The organism is Pseudomonas sp. IT-P44 (genome assembly GCF_949768225.1).
Classification (GTDB): Bacteria; Pseudomonadota; Gammaproteobacteria; order Pseudomonadales; family Pseudomonadaceae; genus Aquipseudomonas; species Aquipseudomonas migulae.
This window is the reverse complement of record NZ_CATKQM010000013.1, coordinates 154,238-172,090: the sequence shown is the minus strand read 5'-3', so window position 1 is coordinate 172,090 and position 17,853 is coordinate 154,238. Positions and strand designations below refer to the sequence as shown.

Below are 17,853 nucleotides of genomic sequence, written 5' to 3'. Positions count from 1 at the left end.
ACCTTTCTTAAAGCGACGAGTATTTCTTGCGCAGACGCTGACGAATCAGTTCTGCGAGGGTGTTCATGACGAAGGTGAACAACAGCAGCACCAGCGCCGAGAGGAACAGCACGCGGTAGTGGCTGCCGCCGACTTCCGATTCGGGCATTTCCACTGCGACGTTGGCGGCCAGGGTGCGCAGACCTTCGAACAGGTTCATTTCCATGACCGGGGTGTTACCGGTGGCCATCAGCACGATCATGGTTTCACCGACCGCGCGGCCCATGCCGATCATCAGCGCCGAGAAGATGCCCGGGCTGGCGGTGAGGATTACCACGCGGGTCATGGTCTGCCACGGCGTGGCACCGAGGGCCAGGGAACCGAGGGTCAGGCCACGCGGCACGCTGAACACGGCGTCTTCGGCGATGGAGTAGATGTTCGGGATCACCGCGAAGCCCATGGCCAGCCCGACCACCAGTGCGTTGCGCTGGTCGTAGGTGATGCCCAGGTCGTGGGAGATCCACATGCGCATGTCGCCGCCGAAGAACCAGTTCTCCATGAACGGGCTCATGTACAGCGAGAGCCAGCCCACGAACAGGATCACCGGAATCAGAATCGCGCTTTCCCAACCGTCCGGCACTTTCAGGCGGATGGACTCAGGCAGGCGGCTGAAGACGAAGCCGGCCACCAGAATGCCGATCGGCAAGAGCATCAGCAGGCTGAAGATGCCCGGTAAATGCCCTTCTACATACGGTGCGAGGAACAGACCGGCGAAGAAACCGAGGATCACCGTCGGCATCGCTTCCATCAGCTCGATCACCGGCTTGACCTTGCGGCGCATGCCCGGGGCCATGAAGTACGCGGTATAGATCGCCGCAGCGACGGCCAGTGGCGCGGCCAGCAGCATGGCGTAGAACGCGGCTTTCAGGGTGCCGAAGGTCAGCGGAGACAAGCTCAGCTTCGGTTCGAAATCGGTGTTGGCGGCGGTCGATTGCCAGACGTATTTAGGCTCGTCGTAGTTCTCGTACCAGACCTTGCTCCACAGCGCGCTCCACGACACTTCCGGGTGCGGGTTGTCGAGCAGCAGCGGTTGAATCTTGCCGCCGGCTTCCACGATCACGCGGTTGGCCCGTGGCGACAGACCGAAAAGGCCCTGGCCTTCCACGACCTGGTCCACCAGCAAGGTGCGGTGCGCGGTGCTGTGGAATACGCCGAGCTTGCCGGAAGCGTCGAGGGCGATGAAGCCTTTGCGACGCTCTTCGGCAGTGATTTCAACGATTGGCGTAGCGCCCATCTGGAAGGTGCGGATCTGCTTCAGGCGCAGTTCGCCATCCGGGTCGCGAGCCATGAACCACTGGGCCAGGCCACCTTTGGAGTCGCCGAGGATCAGTGAGATACCGCCCACCAGTTGGGTGCTGGCGGTGATCTCGGCTTCGCCGTTTTCGAGCAGCTTGTAGCGACCGTTGAGGCTCTTGTCGCGCAGGCTGAACACGTCGGCTTGCGCACGACCGTTAATCACATACAGCCACTGCTGACGCGGGTCGACGAAGATGTTCTTCACCGGCTCGGTCATCTGCGGCAGATCAATGCGTTTCTGCTCGTTGGTGATTTCGCCGGTCATCATGTTCTCTTCGCTGGTCAGCGACAGAACATTGAGTTGCGAACCGGTGGAACCGACCAGCATCAGGGTCGAATCGGTGGCGTTGAGGCTGACGTGCTCCAGCGCACCGCCCGCCTCGTTCAGCGCAATCGGGGTTTCGCCGTACGGATATTCGACGGCCGGCGAGATGGTCTTCTTGCCGTCCGGGTAACTGACTTTATAGGTGTGACGGAACACCAGCGCCTGACCATTGGAGAAGCCCACCGCCACCAATGGATGGCCCGGTTGGTCTTCGCCGATGGAGGTCACGGTAGCGCCGGCCGGAACCGGCAGATCGACGCGCTTGAGTTCGGCGCCACTGTCGATGTCGAAAAACAATGCCTGCCCTTTGTCGGAAACCCGCATGGCGACCTGGTTCTGTTCTTCCAGGGAGATCATCAGCGGCTTGCCGGCGTCCTGCATCCAGGCGGGCGTGATGGATTCCTTGGCGGTCAGGTCGGCACCCTGGAACAGGGGCAGGACGACGTAGGCAAGGAAGAAGAAGATCAGCGTGATCGCGCCGAGAACGGCAAGGCCGCCAACGAGGACGTACCAGCGGGTCAGGCGATCTTTGAGCGCGCGGATGCGGCGCTTGCGTTGCAACTCAGGCGTATTGAAATCAATTCGCTTGGGGGGATTTGTAGTCATGGTGGAATTGGCCAGATCATTCATGCGCACACCCTAGCGATCCTGTATGACAGAAAGATGACAATGCAGTGACGCAACAAATCCGCCGCCAGCGGGAACTGGCAGTGGATCAAAAATTTGGGGAGGCCGGGCTGCCGGAAATGGCAACCCTGAGCCTTGTAGGAGCGAGGCTTGCCCGCGAATGGGTCGTCACATTCAGTATCAATGTCGACTGACCCACCGCGTTCGCGAGCAAGCTTTGCTCCTACAGGTCCGGGATCAACCCGGACCTAGGGTTTTACTTTTTTGCGACTTCAGCGCCGCCTTCTTGCAGACCCAGGTCAGCCAGTGCTTTTGCAGCAACTTTGGCCGGCAGTGGGATGTAGCCGTCTTTCACTACAACTTCCTGGCCCTGTTTGGACAGAACCAGTTTCACGAACTCGGCTTCCAGCGGGGCCAGAGGCTTGTTCGGGGCCTTGTTGACGTAAACGTAGAGGAAACGCGACAGCGGGTATTTGCCGTTCAGGGCGTTTTCTTCGGTGTCTTCGATGAAGTCCTGGCTGCCTTTCTTGGCCAGGGCCACAGTCTTCACGCTAGCGGTCTTGTAGCCGATGCCCGAGTAACCGATGCCGTTCAGCGAGGAGCTGATCGACTGCACGACCGAAGCCGAGCCTGGTTGTTCGTTGACGTTTGGCTTGTAGTCGCCTTTGCACAGGGCTTCTTCTTTGAAGTAGCCGTAGGTGCCGGATACCGAGTTACGACCGAACAGTTGAACCGGCTTGTTGGCCAGGTCGCCGGTCACACCCAGGTCACCCCAGGTTTTCACGTCGGTTTTAGCGCCGCACAGACGAGTGGACGAGAAGATCGCGTCGACTTGTTCCATGGTCAGGTGCTGGATCGGGTTGTCTTTGTGAACGAAGACAGCCAGGGCGTCCACGGCAACCGGGATAGCGGTTGGCTTGTAGCCGTACTTCTGCTCGAAGGCAGCCAGTTCGGTGTCCTTCATCTTGCGGCTCATCGGGCCCAGGTTGGAGGTGCCTTCAGTCAGCGCAGGTGGCGCAGTGGCGGAGCCAGCGGCCTGAATCTGGATGTTTACGTTCGGGTATTCTTTTTTGTAGTTCTCAGCCCACAGGGTCATGAGGTTGGCCAGGGTATCGGAGCCGACGCTGGACAGGTTGCCCGACACACCAGTGGTCTTGGTGTAGCTCGGGATAGCAGGGTCAACAGCGGCGAACGCGTTGGCAGTCGCAACGCCAGCAGCGACAAAAGTCATTGCCGCCATCAAACGCTTCAGTTTCATGCCTTACTCCTAGCAGATAGAGTGTGTTAGTCGGGGCCAAGTATCAGCAGGCCGTGTGAACACTCTATGGCTGAAATATGACAATTGGATGAAAGGCCAGTATTCCGTGTTTCAACGTATTACCGCGTTATCGTTCTTCGCGGGCAAGCCTCGCTCCTACAGGTCTATGCGGCCTGTAGGAGCGAGGCTTGCCCGCGAAGGCGTCAGTCGTCTTAGCGCCCTTTTTTCCAGAGATAACCGCCGACCACAATCCCGACGCCACAAATGATCGCCACGTAATACGCAGGTCCCATCGGGCTCTCCTTCAGCAGCAACGTCACCACCATCGGCGTCAGGCCACCAAAAATCGCATAGGCCAGGTTGTAGGAGAACGACAACCCGCTAAAGCGCACCACTGCTGGAAAGGCTTTGACCATCACATACGGCACCGCACCAATGGTGCCGACCAACAGACCGGTCAGGGAATACATCGGGAACAGCCAGTCCGGGTGGTTGAACAGGCTGTGATAGAAGGTCCACGAACTGATCAGCAGCGCGGCACTGCCGAACACGAACACCCGGCCCGCGCCGAAGCGGTCAGCCAACGCGCCGGAAGCCACACAACCCAGGCTCAGGAACACAATCGCCAGGCTGTTGGCCTGCAACGCGGTGGTCGGTGCGAAATGGTAAACCGTCTGCAGCACGGTCGGGGTCATCAGGATGACCACGATGATGCCGGCGGACAGCAACCAGGTCAGCAGCATGGAAATCGCGATCGCGCCGCGATGGTCGCGCAATACGGCACGCAGCGGCACTTCTTCGGCCAGGGCCTTGCGCAGTTGCAGCTCAGCGAAAACAGGGGTTTCGTGCAGCCAGCGGCGCAGGTAAACCGAGAACAGGCCAAACACGCCACCGAGCAGGAACGGGATCCGCCAGGCGTAATCCGACACTTCCACCGGGGTGTAAATGCTGTTGATCGCGGTGGCGACCAGCGACCCCAGAAGGATCCCCGCCGTCAGACCGCTCGTCAGGGTGCCGCAAGCGTAGCCGATATGCCGTTGTGGCACGTGTTCGGAAACGAAGACCCACGCGCCGGGCACTTCACCGCCAATCGCTGCGCCCTGAATCACGCGCATCAGCAGCAACAGGATCGGCGCCCACATGCCGATTTGCGCGTACGTTGGCAGCAAACCCATGATCAGGGTCGGCACCGCCATCATGAAAATACTCAGGGTGAACATCTTCTTGCGACCCAGCAGGTCGCCGAAGTGCGCCATCACAATGCCGCCCAGCGGACGCGCCAGGTAACCGGCGGCGAAGATGCCGAAGGTCTGCATCAGGCGCAGCCACTCGGGCATGTCGGCCGGGAAGAACAGCTTGCCGACCACCGTGGCGAAAAACACGAAGATGATGAAATCGTAGAACTCCAGCGCACCGCCAAGGGCGGACAGCGATAAAGTCTTGTAGTCATTGCGGGTCAACGGACGTGCGGGCTGGGTCGGCTGCGCGATGCTCGAGGGCGCTGTGGTCATGGCAAGGCTTCTCTTATAGTCGGATCTGCAACCTCAACAACGCTGGCGGAGGCTTGGGCAGGTCCGGCACGATAGCAAATTGTTCGAAAAAGCACATAGAGGTGCGTATTTGACGGTCAAAATGAGAACCGGACGGTCGTCTCGGAGTCTACCGACCGATATACTCGGGATCTTGCAACAGTTTGAAAGGGTTGCTGTGCGAAGACGCTGCTGGCCTACCAGTCGATTTCGCAGAGTTTCCCTTTAGGCGCCTTACGAAAAACGTGACGAACGTAGTATGTTCGGGGCTGAATCGTTTTTTCTGAGACGGCTATTCACCTGAAGTACCAATGAAGAGTCACGGGTCAGAGGCACCCCCGGAATGATAGAGCTCGAACAAGAAGATCCAATCCCGCAAGGCGACCTGGCCCTGCAAATCACCGCGCTTCCGCGTGAAACCAACGGTTTCGGCGATATTTTCGGCGGCTGGCTGGTGGCGCAGATGGATTTGGCCGGCACCGCAATGGCCAGCAAAGTCGCGGGCGGACGCGTGGCGACCGTGGCGATCGACCGTATGGCGTTCCTGGTTCCGGTGGCGGTGGGCGCTCAGCTCTCCTTCTATACCCAGGCGCTGGAAATCGGCCGCAGCTCGATTCAGATGATGGTCGAGGTCTGGAGCGACGATCCACTGTCCAGCGAGTGGCGTAAAGTGACTGAAGCCGTGTTTGTGTTCGTGGCCATCGACGGCAGCGGTCGCACCCGTTCGGTTCCGCCACGCGCACGTTAAACACGGCGAGCGTTTTGCGGTCCATTGCAGTCATTGTTCCTGATCGAGAATTGCCCCATGAGCACGCCCAACGTTGAAGCCGTGAAACTGGATGAACTGAACTGCTGGCGCATCCGCCACGGTCAGGCTGAATTGCTGGTCGCCCAGCAAGGTGCGCACATCCTCAGTTATCAATTGGCCGGCCAACCGCCGCTGATCTGGCTCAACGATGAGGCCGTGTTCAAGACCGGCAAGAACATCCGCGCCGGCGTGCCGGTGTGCTGGCCGTGGTTCGGCAACCTTGCGCGCAACCCGCAGGGCGTTCAGGCGATGCGCGTCAGCAACGAACCGCCGAGTGCCCACGGTTTTGTACGGGCGATGGACTGGGAACTGAGCGGCATCGAAACCGAAGGTGAAAGCCTGAAGGTGGAATTCGTCCTGCCCTACCCCGATGGCGGCTTCCCCGGCTGGCCGCATCAGGTGGATCTGAAGTTGAGCATTCGTCTGGATGAGCAACTGCACATCAGCCTGACCAGCCACAACCAGGGCTCGGAAAAAGTCACGATCAGCCAGGCGCTGCACAGCTATTTCGCGGTCAGCGATGTGCGCAATGTGCATGTTGATGGGCTGGATGGCTTGAAGTACATCGAGACGCTGGAAGACTGGAAAACCAAGACTCAGACCGGCGACCTGCGTTTTGCCGGCGAGACCGATCGCATCTACCTCAATACCCCGGCGAAGCTGAGCATTGTTGACCCGGCCTGGGAACGGCGCATCGAGCTGACCAGCAGCGGTTCGCGCTCGGCGGTGATCTGGAACCCGTGGATTGATCGTGCAGCGGCGTTCAGCGACATGGCCGATGATGGCTGGCAACGGATGCTGTGCATCGAGACGGCGAATGTGATGGATGATGTGGTGACGCTGGCGCCGGGTGCGAGCCATACCCTCGGCGTAAGCATCGCCAGCACCCCTCTTTAAAAGCTTCGCGGGCAAGTCGGATCGCCGCACCGCTCGCTCCTACAGGATTTACACCGGCCTGTAGGAGCGAGGCTTGCCCGCGAATGGATCGATCAAACACTACAAATCCGATTCCTTCACCACACGCACTTGCGCCGCATCCAGCGCATACGCCGCATCGGCCAGGTCGTTGATGACCTTCTCGATCTTCAACGTGCCGGTCACCCACAGCGGCGTGTAGATATCATTGAGCTTCAACCCTTTCGGATATCGCACCAGCACCAACTGGTTAGGCGGCGGTGGCGGCACGTGGATGCAGGCGCCCGGATACGGCACGAGGAAGAACAACGTGCTGCGGCCCTTGGCGTCGGACTCCAGCGGCACCGGATAACCACCGATGCGGATGTTCTTGTCGTTCATCGACGCCACGGTCTTGGTCGAGTACATCACCGCCGGCAAGCCCTTGCTCTGCTTCATGCCACCCTTTTCGGTAAAGGTGCCATTGGCTTCGGGGGAGTTGTGATCGATTTCGGGCATGGCCTCGAGGGCTTTCTGGTCCGACTTGGGCATCAGTTCGAGCCAGTCGGTTTCCGGCAGTTCGCCGGCATGGGCAAGGCCCGAACCCAGTAAAAGGACAGTCAATAGAAGACGGCGCATGGAGGTGCTCGGTAAAGGAAGGACGATAAGTCGCCGAGCATTCTAGTCCTCCCGGACTGCGCAGCCGAGAGGACTTTGTCGCCTGAATCAGTTCTTTTTGATCAAGCCGTAGATCACCAGCAACACCACGGCGCCGACCAGCGCACCGATGAAGCCCGCGCCTTGGCCGGCCTGGTAGATGCCCAGGGCCTGACCGCCGTAAGTGGCCGCCAGCGAACCGCCGATACCGAGCAGGATGGTCATGATCCAGCCCATGCTGTCATCGCCCGGTTTCAGGAACCGCGCCAGCAGGCCAACGATCAAGCCGATAAAGATGGTTCCGATAATTCCCATGGCATTTCCCTCTGAGTAAGTGGCTATGCAGAAGCCTAGTCAGACTTTCGCATCCTGCCATGAGAGAACGGCGGCCCCTGAATGGTTCCGCCGCTGCCACATGAAACTATTTATTCGGCGATGAGGGCTTCGACCTTGAGGATCTGTGCCGCCAGCGTCTCGCGGTCCGCGCAACGCAGGTTGGCGTGACCGACCTTGCGGCCGACCTTGAACGCCTTGCCGTAGTGATGCAGATGGCAATCGGCGATGGCCAGGACCTTTTCGGTGTCCGGCACTTTACCGATGAAGTTGAGCATCGCGCTCTCGCCGACCTTGGCGGTCGAACCCAACGGCAGGCCGGCTACGGCGCGCAGGTGGTTTTCGAACTGGCTGCACTCGGCGCCTTCAGTGGTCCAGTGCCCGGAGTTGTGCACGCGCGGGGCGATCTCGTTGGCCTTGAGGCCACCGTCGACTTCAAAGAACTCGAACGCCATCACGCCAACGTAGTTCAACTGCTTGAGCACACGGCTGGAGTAGTCTTCGGCCAAGGCTTGCAGCGGGTGGTCGGTGCTGGCCACGGACAGCTTGAGGATGCCGCTGTCGTGGGTGTTGTGAACCAGCGGGTAGAACTTCGTTTCGCCATCGCGGGCGCGCACGGCGATCAGCGACACTTCGCCGGTGAACGGCACGAAGCCTTCCAGCAGGCAGGCAACGCTGCCCAGTTCAGCGAAGGTGCCCACCACGTCTTCAGCGGTGCGCAGGACTTTCTGGCCCTTGCCGTCGTAACCCAGGGTGCGGGTTTTCAGCACGGCCGGCAGACCGATGGAGGCCACGGCGGCGTCCAGATCGGCTTGCGACTGGATGTCGGCGAACGCCGGGGTCGGAATCCCCAGGTCCTTGAACATGCTCTTCTCGAACCAGCGGTCACGGGCGATGCGCAGGGCTTCGGCGCTCGGGTAGACCGGAACGAATTGCGACAGGAACGCCACGGTTTCAGCCGGGACGCTCTCGAACTCGAAGGTCACCAGATCGACTTCATCGGCCAGTTGGCGCAGGTGATCCTGATCGCCGTAATCGGCCCGCAGGTGTTCGCCCAACGCGGCTGCGCAAGCATCCGGCGCGGGGTCCAGGAAAGCGAAGTTCATGCCCAGCGGAGTGCCCGCCAGCGCCAACATGCGACCCAACTGGCCGCCACCGATTACACCGATCTTCATCGTCAACAACCTCAGGCGATGCGTGGGTCTGGATTGTCCAGGACGCTGTCTGTCTGCTCAGCGCGGAAAGTCTTCAGCACTTCGTGGAACTGCGGGTGCTTGGCGCCGAGGATGCTCGCCGACAGCAGCGCGGCGTTGATCGCGCCGGCCTTGCCGATGGCCAAAGTGGCAACCGGAATGCCTGCTGGCATTTGCACGATAGACAGCAGCGAATCGACGCCCGAGAGCATCGCCGACTGCACCGGCACGCCCAGCACCGGCAGGTGGGTCTTGGCCGCACACATGCCTGGCAAGTGGGCCGCGCCACCGGCACCGGCGATGATCACCTCGATGCCACGCGCCTCGGCCTCTTCGGCGTACTGGAACAGCAGGTCCGGGGTGCGGTGGGCAGAGACCACTTTCACCTCGTAAGGGATGCCGAGCTTTTCCAGCATATCGGCGGTGTGGCTAAGGGTGGACCAATCGGACTTGGAGCCCATGATCACGCCAACCAGTGCACTCATCGTCGTGCCTCTTCTCTCTGGGCGCCCGCAGGCGCGTCAAAAAACAACAAGCCACGCAAAATGCGTGGCTTGATTGTACGAAAAATGGCCGGACGAACCGGCCGAAGGCCGCGCAGTATACCTCAATGAAGCAGATAAACAGCCCCCGATGCGACCATCTGTCATACGGCGCAAAACCCCGGTTTTATTGACCTGAAGGTCAATCCCCAATCCCTCGTAGGAGCCGGCTTGCTGGCGATCCAGACAACTCGGTGTATCAGACAAACCGCGTCGACTGGATCGCCAGCAAGCCGGCTCCTACAGTCCGGTGGGGGTCTGGGCGGCGCCGCCTTCGAGTTTGCGCCATAGCAAACGTACGTTAGCCTTGCGCACCAACGCACAGCGATACAGGCGAATCTCCAGCGGCACATGCCATTGCGGGCCGCCGCAGACCACCAGCTCACCGCGCGCCAGTTCGGCACGCACACTCAGTTGCGGCACCCAGGCGATGCCCAACCCTTCCAGCGCCATGCTTTTCAGGCTGTCGGCCATGGCGGTTTCATACACCGTGGTAAACCGCAGCGCACGCTGGCGCAGCAAGCCGTTCACCGAACGCCCGAGAAAGGCGCCGGCGCTGTAGGCGAGCAACGGAACGCTGGCTTCGCCTTCCAGATCGAACAGCGGCTTGCCGTCGGCATCTGCTGCGCACACCGGCAACATTTCCGTGTGTCCAAGGTGCAGCGACGGGAAAATTTCCGGGTCCATCTGCATCGCGGCGTCCGGGTCGTAGAACGCCAGCATCAAGTCGCAACCGCCTTCGCGCAAGGCATGTACTGCGTCGCCAACGTTGGTCGCCACCAACCGCGTGGCGATGTTCAACCCTTCATTACGCAACTGCGCGATCCAGCGCGGAAAGAAACCCAAAGCCAAGGAGTGTGCGGCAGCGACCTGCATCACTTCGCCCTGCCCGCCTTCCAGGTGATGAAGATGGCGCAGCACTTCGCCGAGCTGTTCCACCACCGTCCGCGCGGTGACGAGGAACAACTGCCCCGCCGCCGTCAGCTCGATCGGCGTGCGCGAACGATTGACCAGTTGCAGCCCCAGCGCGGCCTCAAGGCTGCGGATCCGTCGGCTGAACGCCGGCTGCGTCACGAAGCGGCGTTCGGCAGCCTGGGAGAAGCTGCGGGTGGCGGCCAGAGCACTAAAGTCCTCAAGCCATTTGCTTTCCAGATTCATCAAGTCCTCCCGGACACGCACCAAATTAGGTCACACGTTCGCCACAGACACGGCGTCACACGGGCATTATGCCGAATATGCATAGGCCAGTGTTTAACAGCATTGGCCGAAAATTCTCTACAAGCCTAGCATTTGCGGTGTTCCGGCACAGACCGGGTCCATATTGAGATGATTTCTATCATGTCCTCCGCTGCATCATTCCGCACAGAAAATGACCTGCTTGGCGCTCTCGAAGTACCGGCTCAAGCGTATTACGGTATCCAGACCCTGCGAGCGGTGAATAACTTCCGCCTTTCGGGCGTTCCGATTTCGCACTACCCGAAACTGGTTGTCGGCCTGGCCATGGTTAAACAGGCCGCTGCTGACGCCAACCGTGAGTTGGGTCACCTGAGCGAAGCCAAGCACGCTGCCATCAGCGAAGCCTGTGCACGTTTGATCCGCGGCGACTTCCACGAAGAGTTCGTGGTGGACATGATTCAAGGCGGCGCTGGCACTTCGACCAACATGAATGCCAACGAAGTCATCGCCAACATCGCGCTGGAGGCCATGGGTCACCAGAAAGGCGAATACCAGTACCTGCACCCGAACGACGACGTGAACATGGCGCAGTCGACCAACGACGCCTACCCGACCGCGATCCGCCTGGGTCTGCTGCTGGGTCACGACGCTCTGCTGGCCAGCCTCGACAGCCTGATTCAGGCATTCGCGGCCAAGGGTCAAGAATTCAACCACGTCCTGAAGATGGGTCGTACCCAGCTGCAAGACGCCGTGCCGATGACCCTGGGTCAAGAGTTCCGTGCTTTTGCCACCACGATGGGCGAAGACCTGGCCCGTCTGAAGACGCTGGCCCCGGAACTGCTGACCGAAGTGAACCTGGGCGGCACCGCGATCGGTACCGGCATCAACGCCGACCCGCGTTATCAGGCTCTGGCCGTACAGCGTCTGGCGCTGATCAGCGGTCAACCGCTGGTTCCAGCCGCCGACCTGATCGAAGCCACCTCCGACATGGGCGCCTTCGTGCTGTTCTCCGGCATGCTCAAGCGTACCGCGGTCAAGCTGTCGAAGATCTGCAACGACCTGCGCCTGCTGTCCAGCGGCCCACGCACCGGCATCAACGAGATCAACCTGCCGGCGCGTCAGCCAGGCAGCTCGATCATGCCAGGCAAGGTCAACCCGGTGATCCCGGAAGCCGTGAACCAGGTTGCGTTCCAGGTCATCGGTAACGATCTGGCGCTGACCATGGCAGCCGAAGGCGGCCAACTGCAACTGAACGTGATGGAGCCGCTGATCGCTTTCAAGATCCTCGACTCGATCCGCCTGCTGCAACGCGCCATGGACATGCTGCGCGAGCACTGCATCGTCGGCATCACCGCCAACGAAGCGCGCTGCCGTGAACTGGTCGAACACTCGATCGGTCTGGTCACCGCACTGAACCCGTACATTGGCTACAAAAACGCCACCCGCATCGCCCGTATCGCCCTTGAAAGCGGCCGTGGCGTGCTGGAACTGGTGCGCGAAGAAGGCTTGCTCGACGAAGAAATGCTCGCCGACATCCTGCGCCCGGAAAACATGATTGCTCCGCGTCTGGTTCCGCTTAAAGCCTGAACCGACGCGTTACTTGTAGCACCGCTCACCAGGTCGAGGGACTAGACACCTCTCACCTTTTGAGGGCTTGGGGATTTACTCCCCAGGCCCTTTTTTTTAACTCTTTGCCAGTAAATCAGAATGTCTGGGGGCTGAGAAATGTGGGAGCGGGCTTGCTCGCGAAAGCGATGTGTCAGTCACCATAAATAGTGGATGTCAGACCGCATTCGCGAGCAAGTCGAATCGTCGCACCGCCGCTCCCACAGAAAAGCAGATCCCGCATAAGCCCGGCGCCGGTAACGTCGGGTGTTTCAAAGGCTTCGCTTCACCGAATGCACCACAATCGTGCAGACGGACGGCACTGTCATCGGTATAGTGCCGCCCCTCTTCGCGTGAGCGGTCGTCGGTAACGAGGCCCAAACCCATGCGAAACCCGAACTAATAACAAACCCGCAATATGAAATCGGGACGAACCTTCGCCTCGCCTGTTGTGCCGTGCGCACAGCGGTGTAACGCGATGTTTCCGACCGTCCAGCATTTGCCTACACAAAAAAAACAGCGAGGAATAATCCATGCTCGAAGTCATTAACGACTTCCTCTCAGGGAAAGTACTGATCGTGCTCATTGTCGGGCTCGGTAGCTACTTCACGATCCGCTCGCGTTTCGTTCAATTGCGTCACTTCTTCCACATGTTCGCGGTGTTCCGCGACAGCCTCAAAAGCAGCGCCGGGCAACTCAGCTCCTTCCAGGCCCTGATGCTCAGCCTCGCCGGCCGCGTCGGTGCGGGCAACATCGCCGGTGTCGGCATTGCCGTGACCCTCGGCGGGCCAGGTGCGGTGTTCTGGATGTGGGTGACCGCGCTGGTCGGCATGTCCAGCAGCTTCTTCGAATGCTCCCTCGGCCAGCTCTACAAACGCGCCGACGCCGACGGCACTTACCGTGGCGGCCCGTCCTATTACATCCAGCACGGCCTGCAGAAACGCTGGTTGGGCATGATCATGGCGTTCCTGTTGCTGATCACCTTCGGGTTTGCCTTCAACGGCCTGCAATCCCACGCCGTGACTCACTCGCTGAACAACGCGTTCGGCTTCGACACCACCTGGACCGGTCTGGCCCTGGCGGTGCTGCTGGGCCTGGTGTTCATCGGCGGGATCAAGCGCATCGCCAAGGTCGCTGACCTGCTGGTGCCGGTGAAAACCCTGGTGTACATCGGCGTGACCATCTACGTGATCGTGCTGCAGTTCGACCACGTACCGGCGATGCTGATGACCATCGTAAAAAGCGCGTTCGGTCTGGACCAGGCGTTCGGCGGCCTGATCGGCAGCGCCATCGTCATGGGCGTGAAGCGTGGCGTGTTCGCCAACGAAGCAGGCCTGGGCAGTGCGCCAAACGTAGCGGCCGTGGCGTCGGTTGAACACCCGGTGTCACAAGGCGTGGTTCAGGCGTTCAGCGTGTTCCTCGATACCTTTGTAATCTGCACCTGCACCGCGTTGCTGATCCTGCTCTCGGGTTTCTACACCCCGGGCTTCGAAGGCGACGGCATTGCTCTGACCCAGAACTCTCTGGCCGCTGTGGTGGGTGACTGGGGCCGGATGTTCATCTCCGTGGCACTGGCGCTGTTCGTGTTCACCTCGATTCTCTACAACTACTACCTGGGCGAGAGCAACCTGCGCTTCCTGATCGGTGAAAACCGCAAGGCGCTGATCGGCTACCGCGCGCTGGTACTGGTGTTGATTTTCTGGGGGGCGATCGAGAACCTCGGCACGGTGTTCGCGTTTGCCGACATCACCATGACCCTGCTCGCGTTCGTGAACCTGATCGCGCTGTTCCTGCTGTTCAAGGTCGGCATGCGCATCCTGCGTGACTACGATGACCAGCGCGCTGCCGGCATCAAGACCCCAGTGTTCGATTCGAGCAAGTTCCCGGACCTGGACCTGGACCTGAACGCCTGGCCAGCCAACCCGCCAGCTGCTGCCACCAAGGCTGAAGCTGAAGCGCAAGGCGTACCCGCAGCGCAACGCTGATCGGTTAAAGTGCGAAATTCCTGTGGGAGCGGGCTTGCTCGCGAAAGCGGTGTGTCAGTCGACTTCAATGTTGAATTGATCAACCGCATTCGCGAGCAAGCCCGCTCCCACATAGGGAGTCATTGTTTCGGAGAACGCCATGAATTCCTCGACCTACCCTGCCGCCCAGCACGTCATGGTGCTCTACACCGGCGGCACCATCGGCATGCAAGCCAGCGAACACGGCCTGGCTCCGGCCTCCGGTTTTGAAGCGCGGATGCGTGAATACCTGCACAGCCAGCCTGAGCTGGTAGTGCCGCAGTGGCGCTTTCGCGAGATGTCGCCGCTGATCGATAGCGCCAACATGTCCCCGACCTATTGGCAGCAACTGCGTGAAGCAGTGGTCGATGCCGTCGACGTTCAGGGCTGCGACAGCGTGTTGATCCTGCACGGCACCGACACCCTCGCCTACAGCGCAGCGGCCATGAGCTTTCAATTGCTCGGCCTGAATGCGCGAGTGTGCTTCACCGGTTCGATGTTGCCGGCCGGCGTGACCGACAGCGATGCCTGGGAAAACCTCGGTGGTGCTCTGGTTGCTTTGGGCCAAGGTCTGGCGCCGGGTGTGCATCTGTACTTCCACGGCGAGCTGCTGGCGCCAACCCGCTGCGCGAAGGTGCGCAGTTTCGGTCGGCATCCGTTCAAGCGCCTGGAGCGTCAAGGCGGCGGAGCGAAGGCCCCGTCACTGCCCGCAGCGTTGAACTACAACCAGAGCAAGCAACTGGCGAAAGTCGCTGTATTGCCGCTGTTCCCCGGCATTGGCGCCGAGCAACTGGATGGCGTGCTGAACAGCGGCATCCAGGGCCTGGTGCTTGAGTGCTACGGCAGCGGCACCGGGCCGAGCGACAACCCCGAGTTTCTGGCCGCGCTTTCGCGGGCACGGGACAACGGCGTGGTGGTCGTTGCAGTGACGCAGTGCCATGAAGGTGGCGTTGAGCTGGACGTTTACGAGGCCGGCAGCCGGTTGCGGGGTGTCGGTGTATTGTCCGGTGGCGGCATGACCCGTGAAGCGGCGTTCGGCAAGCTGCATGGGTTGCTGGGTGCAGGTCTGGACACCGCTGAAGTGCGCCGCCTCGTCGAACTCGACCTCTGCGGCGAACTCACCTGACCCTGTAGGAGCCGGCTTGCTGGCGATTCATGCAACGCGGTGTGTCTGGAAAACCGCGTCGACTGGATCGCCAGCAAGCCGGCTCCTACAAGTGCTCGGCATGTAATTTGCTGCGTTCCAGCCATCCCAAGGCTGGAAGCCGCTCATGCTGCACTCCCACCTCACCACTCTCAACGCTGTCTCCCTGGTGCTCAACGCCTTCAAGGCCGAAGGCCTGTCCAGCGACGCCTTGCTCGCGGGGAGCGGCATCAGCGCAGCGGACTTGAACCGTGCCGACACGCGCATCACCACCAACCAGGAAATGCAGGTCTGCGCCAACGCGGTCGCGCTCAAGCGTGACATCGGCCTGGAGCTGGGTCGGCGCATGCACGTTTCCTGCTACGGGATGCTCGGTTATGCGCTGCTCACCAGTGCCACCTTCGGTGACGCTTTGCGCCTGGCGATACGTTTTCCGGCGCTGTTGGGAACACTTTTCGAGCTGAGCCTGGAGGACGACGGCGAACGCATCTGGTTCGTCGCCGCCGACTACCGGGAGAGCCCGGCGATGGCGGTGTTCAATGCCGAGTTCTGCCTGGTGTCATTGAAAGTCACCTGCGACGACCTGCTCGGTCACCCGCTGCCGTTGATCGCCGCGCGCTTCGAACATGCCGCGCCGGACTATCAAGCGACCTACGCCGCACACTTCAACTGCCCGCTGCACTTCGAGGCGCGGGACAACGCCTTTGCCTTCGACAAGCGCTGGCTCGACCAACCCCTGCCGCTCGCGGATGTCATCACCCATCAGGCCATGGCCGAACGCTGCCGCAAGCAGAACCTTGAGTTCACCGGACGTCAGGCGTGGCTGGGGCGGATTCGTCAGTTGCTCAGCGCGCAATTGAATGCCGCACCGGGGCTCGAAGGATTGGCCGAGCAGATGAATTGCTCGGCGCGGACCCTGCGCCGGCACCTCAAGGATCTGGGGTGCAGTTATCAGGAATTGCTGGATGAACTGCGATTCGAGCAGGCCAAGCAACTGCTCTGCGAAGACCAGATGCCGATCTACCGGATCGCCGAAGTGCTGGGCTTCAGCGAGACCGCGAGCTTCCGCCATGCCTTTGTGCGCTGGAGCGGCGTGGCGCCCAGCCAGTTCCGCCCCTGACCGACACCATCCCCTTGTAGGAGCGAGCGATGCGGCGACCCGACTTGCCCGCGAAGCTCTTGGCGTACCTGAGGACGCCTTCGCGGGCAAGCCTCGCTCCTACAGGTTCTGCGTCATTCGGGGCGCTGTCGTGTCGAAAAGGGGCGAATTTCGGTCAACTATTTTGGCCACATCGATCCCCTTTTGGCCTTTCCTGCCGTTCTCCGAATCGCCATCCGCCGCAAGACTGTGTTCAACCGAATCAGCCTGCGGAGAACAAGAAATGCTGACGATCTACTCGGACGATCACCACCTGCACCACGGCCGTTGTGAATTGATAGACGGGCAACTCAAGCCCTGCTTCGAAATGCCCTCGCGCGCCGACCATGTGCTGTCACGGGTGCAAAACCAAAAGCTCGGCCCGGTAGAAGCGCCGAAGGATTTCGGCCTCGACCCGATCGCACGCATCCACAGCCGCGACTACCTCGACTTCTTCAAAGGCGCCTGGGCACGCTGGACCGAGTTCAACACCGACGGCGACTTGCTGCCTTACACCTGGCCGGCTCGTACCTTGCGCCGCATCAAACCCACCAGCCTGCACGGCGAACTGGGTTACTACAGCTTCGACGGCGGCGCCCCGATCACCGCCGGCACCTGGCAGGCCGCGTACAGCGCAGCCCAAGTGGCGCTCACCGCCCAGGCGGAAATCCAGCGTGGCGCGCGCAGTGCCTTCGCGTTGTGCCGTCCACCGGGACACCATGCCGCCAGCGACTTGATGGGCGGTTATTGCTACCTCAACAACGCCGCCATCGCCGCTCAGGCGTTCCTCGATCAGGGCCACAAGAAAGTCGCGATCCTCGACGTCGATTACCACCACGGCAACGGCACCCAATCGATTTTCTATGAGCGCAGCGATGTGCTGTTCACTTCGATCCACGGCCATCCGGAAGCCGAGTTTCCGTTCTTCCTCGGTTATGAAGACGAGCTCGGAGAAGGCGCGGGCGAAGGCTTCAACTTCAACTACCCGTTGCCCGCCGGCAGCGGTTGGGACACTTGGTGCGCAGCGCTGGAACAAGCCTGCAAAGAGATCGAAAAGTACGGCGCCGAGATCGTCGTCGTATCCCTGGGCGTCGACACGTTCAAGGACGATCCAATCTCCCAGTTCAAGCTCGACAGCCCGGACTACCTGGCGATGGGCGAGCGCATCGCCAAGCTGGGCGTGCCGACCCTGTTCGTGATGGAAGGCGGTTACGCGGTCGAAGAAATCGGCATCAATGCCGTGAACGTTCTTGAAGGTTTTGAAAGCGCCCAAGGGAAATAACAAC

General features: G+C 60.8%; 16 protein-coding genes. 8 read left to right on the top strand and 8 right to left on the bottom strand.

The window, feature by feature from the left end; genetic code table 11:
• Positions 1-7 precede the first annotated feature (7 nt).
• The gene (locus tag ACM6IO_RS07750; protein ID WP_414911251.1) at positions 8-2,290 is read right to left on the bottom strand and encodes a phosphate ABC transporter permease; all 2,283 of its coding nucleotides are present in this window, start codon (positions 2,288-2,290) and stop codon (positions 8-10) included.
• A 44-nt stretch (positions 2,291-2,334) separates the two neighbouring features.
• Here ACM6IO_RS07750 and ACM6IO_RS07745 point away from each other — a divergent pair, with 44 nt between their 5' ends.
• Entirely contained in the window at positions 2,335-2,481 is a 147-nt protein-coding gene (locus ACM6IO_RS07745; protein WP_157222763.1) for a hypothetical protein, read from the top strand.
• Between the two features lie 62 nt (positions 2,482-2,543).
• On the opposite strand, the gene ACM6IO_RS07740 is transcribed toward ACM6IO_RS07745, so the two are convergent.
• Both ACM6IO_RS07740 and ACM6IO_RS07735 read right to left on the bottom strand, forming a co-directional pair.
• The gene (locus ACM6IO_RS07740; RefSeq protein WP_008038131.1) at positions 2,544-3,545 is read right to left on the bottom strand and encodes a phosphate ABC transporter substrate-binding protein PstS; all 1,002 of its coding nucleotides are present in this window, start codon (positions 3,543-3,545) and stop codon (positions 2,544-2,546) included.
• 212 nt (positions 3,546-3,757) lie between these two features.
• The gene (locus ACM6IO_RS07735; RefSeq protein ID WP_008030702.1) at positions 3,758-5,056 is read right to left on the bottom strand and encodes an MFS transporter; all 1,299 of its coding nucleotides are present in this window, start codon (positions 5,054-5,056) and stop codon (positions 3,758-3,760) included.
• A 361-nt stretch (positions 5,057-5,417) separates the two neighbouring features.
• Between ACM6IO_RS07735 and ACM6IO_RS07730 the strand changes: the two genes are divergently transcribed.
• Positions 5,418-5,822 (top strand): acyl-CoA thioesterase, encoded by a 405-nt coding sequence (locus ACM6IO_RS07730; protein ID WP_007896491.1) that lies wholly within the window; start codon positions 5,418-5,420, stop codon positions 5,820-5,822.
• 57 nt (positions 5,823-5,879) lie between these two features.
• The gene (locus ACM6IO_RS07725; RefSeq protein ID WP_414911250.1) at positions 5,880-6,779 is read left to right on the top strand and encodes a D-hexose-6-phosphate mutarotase; all 900 of its coding nucleotides are present in this window, start codon (positions 5,880-5,882) and stop codon (positions 6,777-6,779) included.
• A gap of 99 nt (positions 6,780-6,878) precedes the next feature.
• On the opposite strand, the gene ACM6IO_RS07720 is transcribed toward ACM6IO_RS07725, so the two are convergent.
• The 5 genes from ACM6IO_RS07720 to ACM6IO_RS07700 all read right to left on the bottom strand — a co-directional run bounded on the left by ACM6IO_RS07720 (position 6,879) and on the right by ACM6IO_RS07700 (position 10,659).
• Entirely contained in the window at positions 6,879-7,415 is a 537-nt protein-coding gene (locus ACM6IO_RS07720; protein WP_414911249.1) for a DUF3299 domain-containing protein, read from the bottom strand.
• A gap of 87 nt (positions 7,416-7,502) precedes the next feature.
• Entirely contained in the window at positions 7,503-7,748 is a 246-nt protein-coding gene (locus ACM6IO_RS07715; protein ID WP_008030708.1) for a GlsB/YeaQ/YmgE family stress response membrane protein, read from the bottom strand.
• A gap of 110 nt (positions 7,749-7,858) precedes the next feature.
• The gene (locus tag ACM6IO_RS07710) at positions 7,859-8,941 is read right to left on the bottom strand and encodes a 5-(carboxyamino)imidazole ribonucleotide synthase (RefSeq protein ID WP_008030711.1); all 1,083 of its coding nucleotides are present in this window, start codon (positions 8,939-8,941) and stop codon (positions 7,859-7,861) included.
• An 11-nt stretch (positions 8,942-8,952) separates the two neighbouring features.
• A complete protein-coding gene (gene purE, locus ACM6IO_RS07705; protein WP_008030713.1) occupies positions 8,953-9,444 on the bottom strand; it encodes a 5-(carboxyamino)imidazole ribonucleotide mutase in 492 nt (163 codons plus the stop codon).
• Between the two features lie 297 nt (positions 9,445-9,741).
• Positions 9,742-10,659 carry a LysR substrate-binding domain-containing protein gene (locus ACM6IO_RS07700; RefSeq protein ID WP_008030714.1) on the bottom strand — a complete coding sequence of 306 codons (918 nt, stop codon included), beginning with the start codon at positions 10,657-10,659 and terminating at the stop codon, positions 9,742-9,744.
• A gap of 180 nt (positions 10,660-10,839) precedes the next feature.
• On the opposite strand from ACM6IO_RS07700, the gene aspA reads away from it, so the two are divergent.
• From aspA to ACM6IO_RS07675, 5 genes are all read left to right on the top strand, one after another.
• A complete protein-coding gene (gene aspA / locus ACM6IO_RS07695) occupies positions 10,840-12,264 on the top strand; it encodes an aspartate ammonia-lyase (RefSeq protein WP_008030715.1) in 1,425 nt (474 codons plus the stop codon).
• A gap of 551 nt (positions 12,265-12,815) precedes the next feature.
• Positions 12,816-14,267, top strand: a complete 1,452-nt coding sequence (locus ACM6IO_RS07690) for an alanine/glycine:cation symporter family protein (protein ID WP_207284975.1) — start codon at positions 12,816-12,818, stop codon at positions 14,265-14,267.
• Between the two features lie 139 nt (positions 14,268-14,406).
• Positions 14,407-15,411, top strand: a complete 1,005-nt coding sequence (locus ACM6IO_RS07685; protein WP_192228178.1) for an asparaginase — start codon at positions 14,407-14,409, stop codon at positions 15,409-15,411.
• A 145-nt stretch (positions 15,412-15,556) separates the two neighbouring features.
• On the top strand, positions 15,557-16,549 hold the full coding sequence (locus tag ACM6IO_RS07680) for an AraC family transcriptional regulator (RefSeq protein ID WP_008030718.1): 993 nt from the start codon (positions 15,557-15,559) through the stop codon (positions 16,547-16,549).
• A 262-nt stretch (positions 16,550-16,811) separates the two neighbouring features.
• The gene (locus ACM6IO_RS07675; protein WP_192228177.1) at positions 16,812-17,849 is read left to right on the top strand and encodes a histone deacetylase family protein; all 1,038 of its coding nucleotides are present in this window, start codon (positions 16,812-16,814) and stop codon (positions 17,847-17,849) included.
• Positions 17,850-17,853: the final 4 nt, after the last annotated feature.

Coding starts and splice junctions, on each gene's coding strand:
- ACM6IO_RS07690 (WP_207284975.1), top strand. CDS start 12,816: ATGCTCGAAGTCATTAACGACTTCCTCTCAGGGAAAGTACTGATCGTG.
- ACM6IO_RS07680 (WP_008030718.1), top strand. CDS start 15,557: ATGCTGCACTCCCACCTCACCACTCTCAACGCTGTCTCCCTGGTGCTC.
- aspA (WP_008030715.1), top strand. CDS start 10,840: ATGTCCTCCGCTGCATCATTCCGCACAGAAAATGACCTGCTTGGCGCT.
- ACM6IO_RS07715 (WP_008030708.1), bottom strand. CDS start 7,748: ATGGGAATTATCGGAACCATCTTTATCGGCTTGATCGTTGGCCTGCTG.
- ACM6IO_RS07750 (WP_414911251.1), bottom strand. CDS start 2,290: ATGAATGATCTGGCCAATTCCACCATGACTACAAATCCCCCCAAGCGA.
- ACM6IO_RS07675 (WP_192228177.1), top strand. CDS start 16,812: ATGCTGACGATCTACTCGGACGATCACCACCTGCACCACGGCCGTTGT.
- ACM6IO_RS07735 (WP_008030702.1), bottom strand. CDS start 5,056: ATGACCACAGCGCCCTCGAGCATCGCGCAGCCGACCCAGCCCGCACGT.
- ACM6IO_RS07710 (WP_008030711.1), bottom strand. CDS start 8,941: ATGAAGATCGGTGTAATCGGTGGCGGCCAGTTGGGTCGCATGTTGGCG.
- ACM6IO_RS07730 (WP_007896491.1), top strand. CDS start 5,418: ATGATAGAGCTCGAACAAGAAGATCCAATCCCGCAAGGCGACCTGGCC.
- ACM6IO_RS07740 (WP_008038131.1), bottom strand. CDS start 3,545: ATGAAACTGAAGCGTTTGATGGCGGCAATGACTTTTGTCGCTGCTGGC.
- purE (WP_008030713.1), bottom strand. CDS start 9,444: ATGAGTGCACTGGTTGGCGTGATCATGGGCTCCAAGTCCGATTGGTCC.
- ACM6IO_RS07720 (WP_414911249.1), bottom strand. CDS start 7,415: ATGCGCCGTCTTCTATTGACTGTCCTTTTACTGGGTTCGGGCCTTGCC.
- ACM6IO_RS07685 (WP_192228178.1), top strand. CDS start 14,407: ATGAATTCCTCGACCTACCCTGCCGCCCAGCACGTCATGGTGCTCTAC.
- ACM6IO_RS07725 (WP_414911250.1), top strand. CDS start 5,880: ATGAGCACGCCCAACGTTGAAGCCGTGAAACTGGATGAACTGAACTGC.
- ACM6IO_RS07700 (WP_008030714.1), bottom strand. CDS start 10,659: ATGAATCTGGAAAGCAAATGGCTTGAGGACTTTAGTGCTCTGGCCGCC.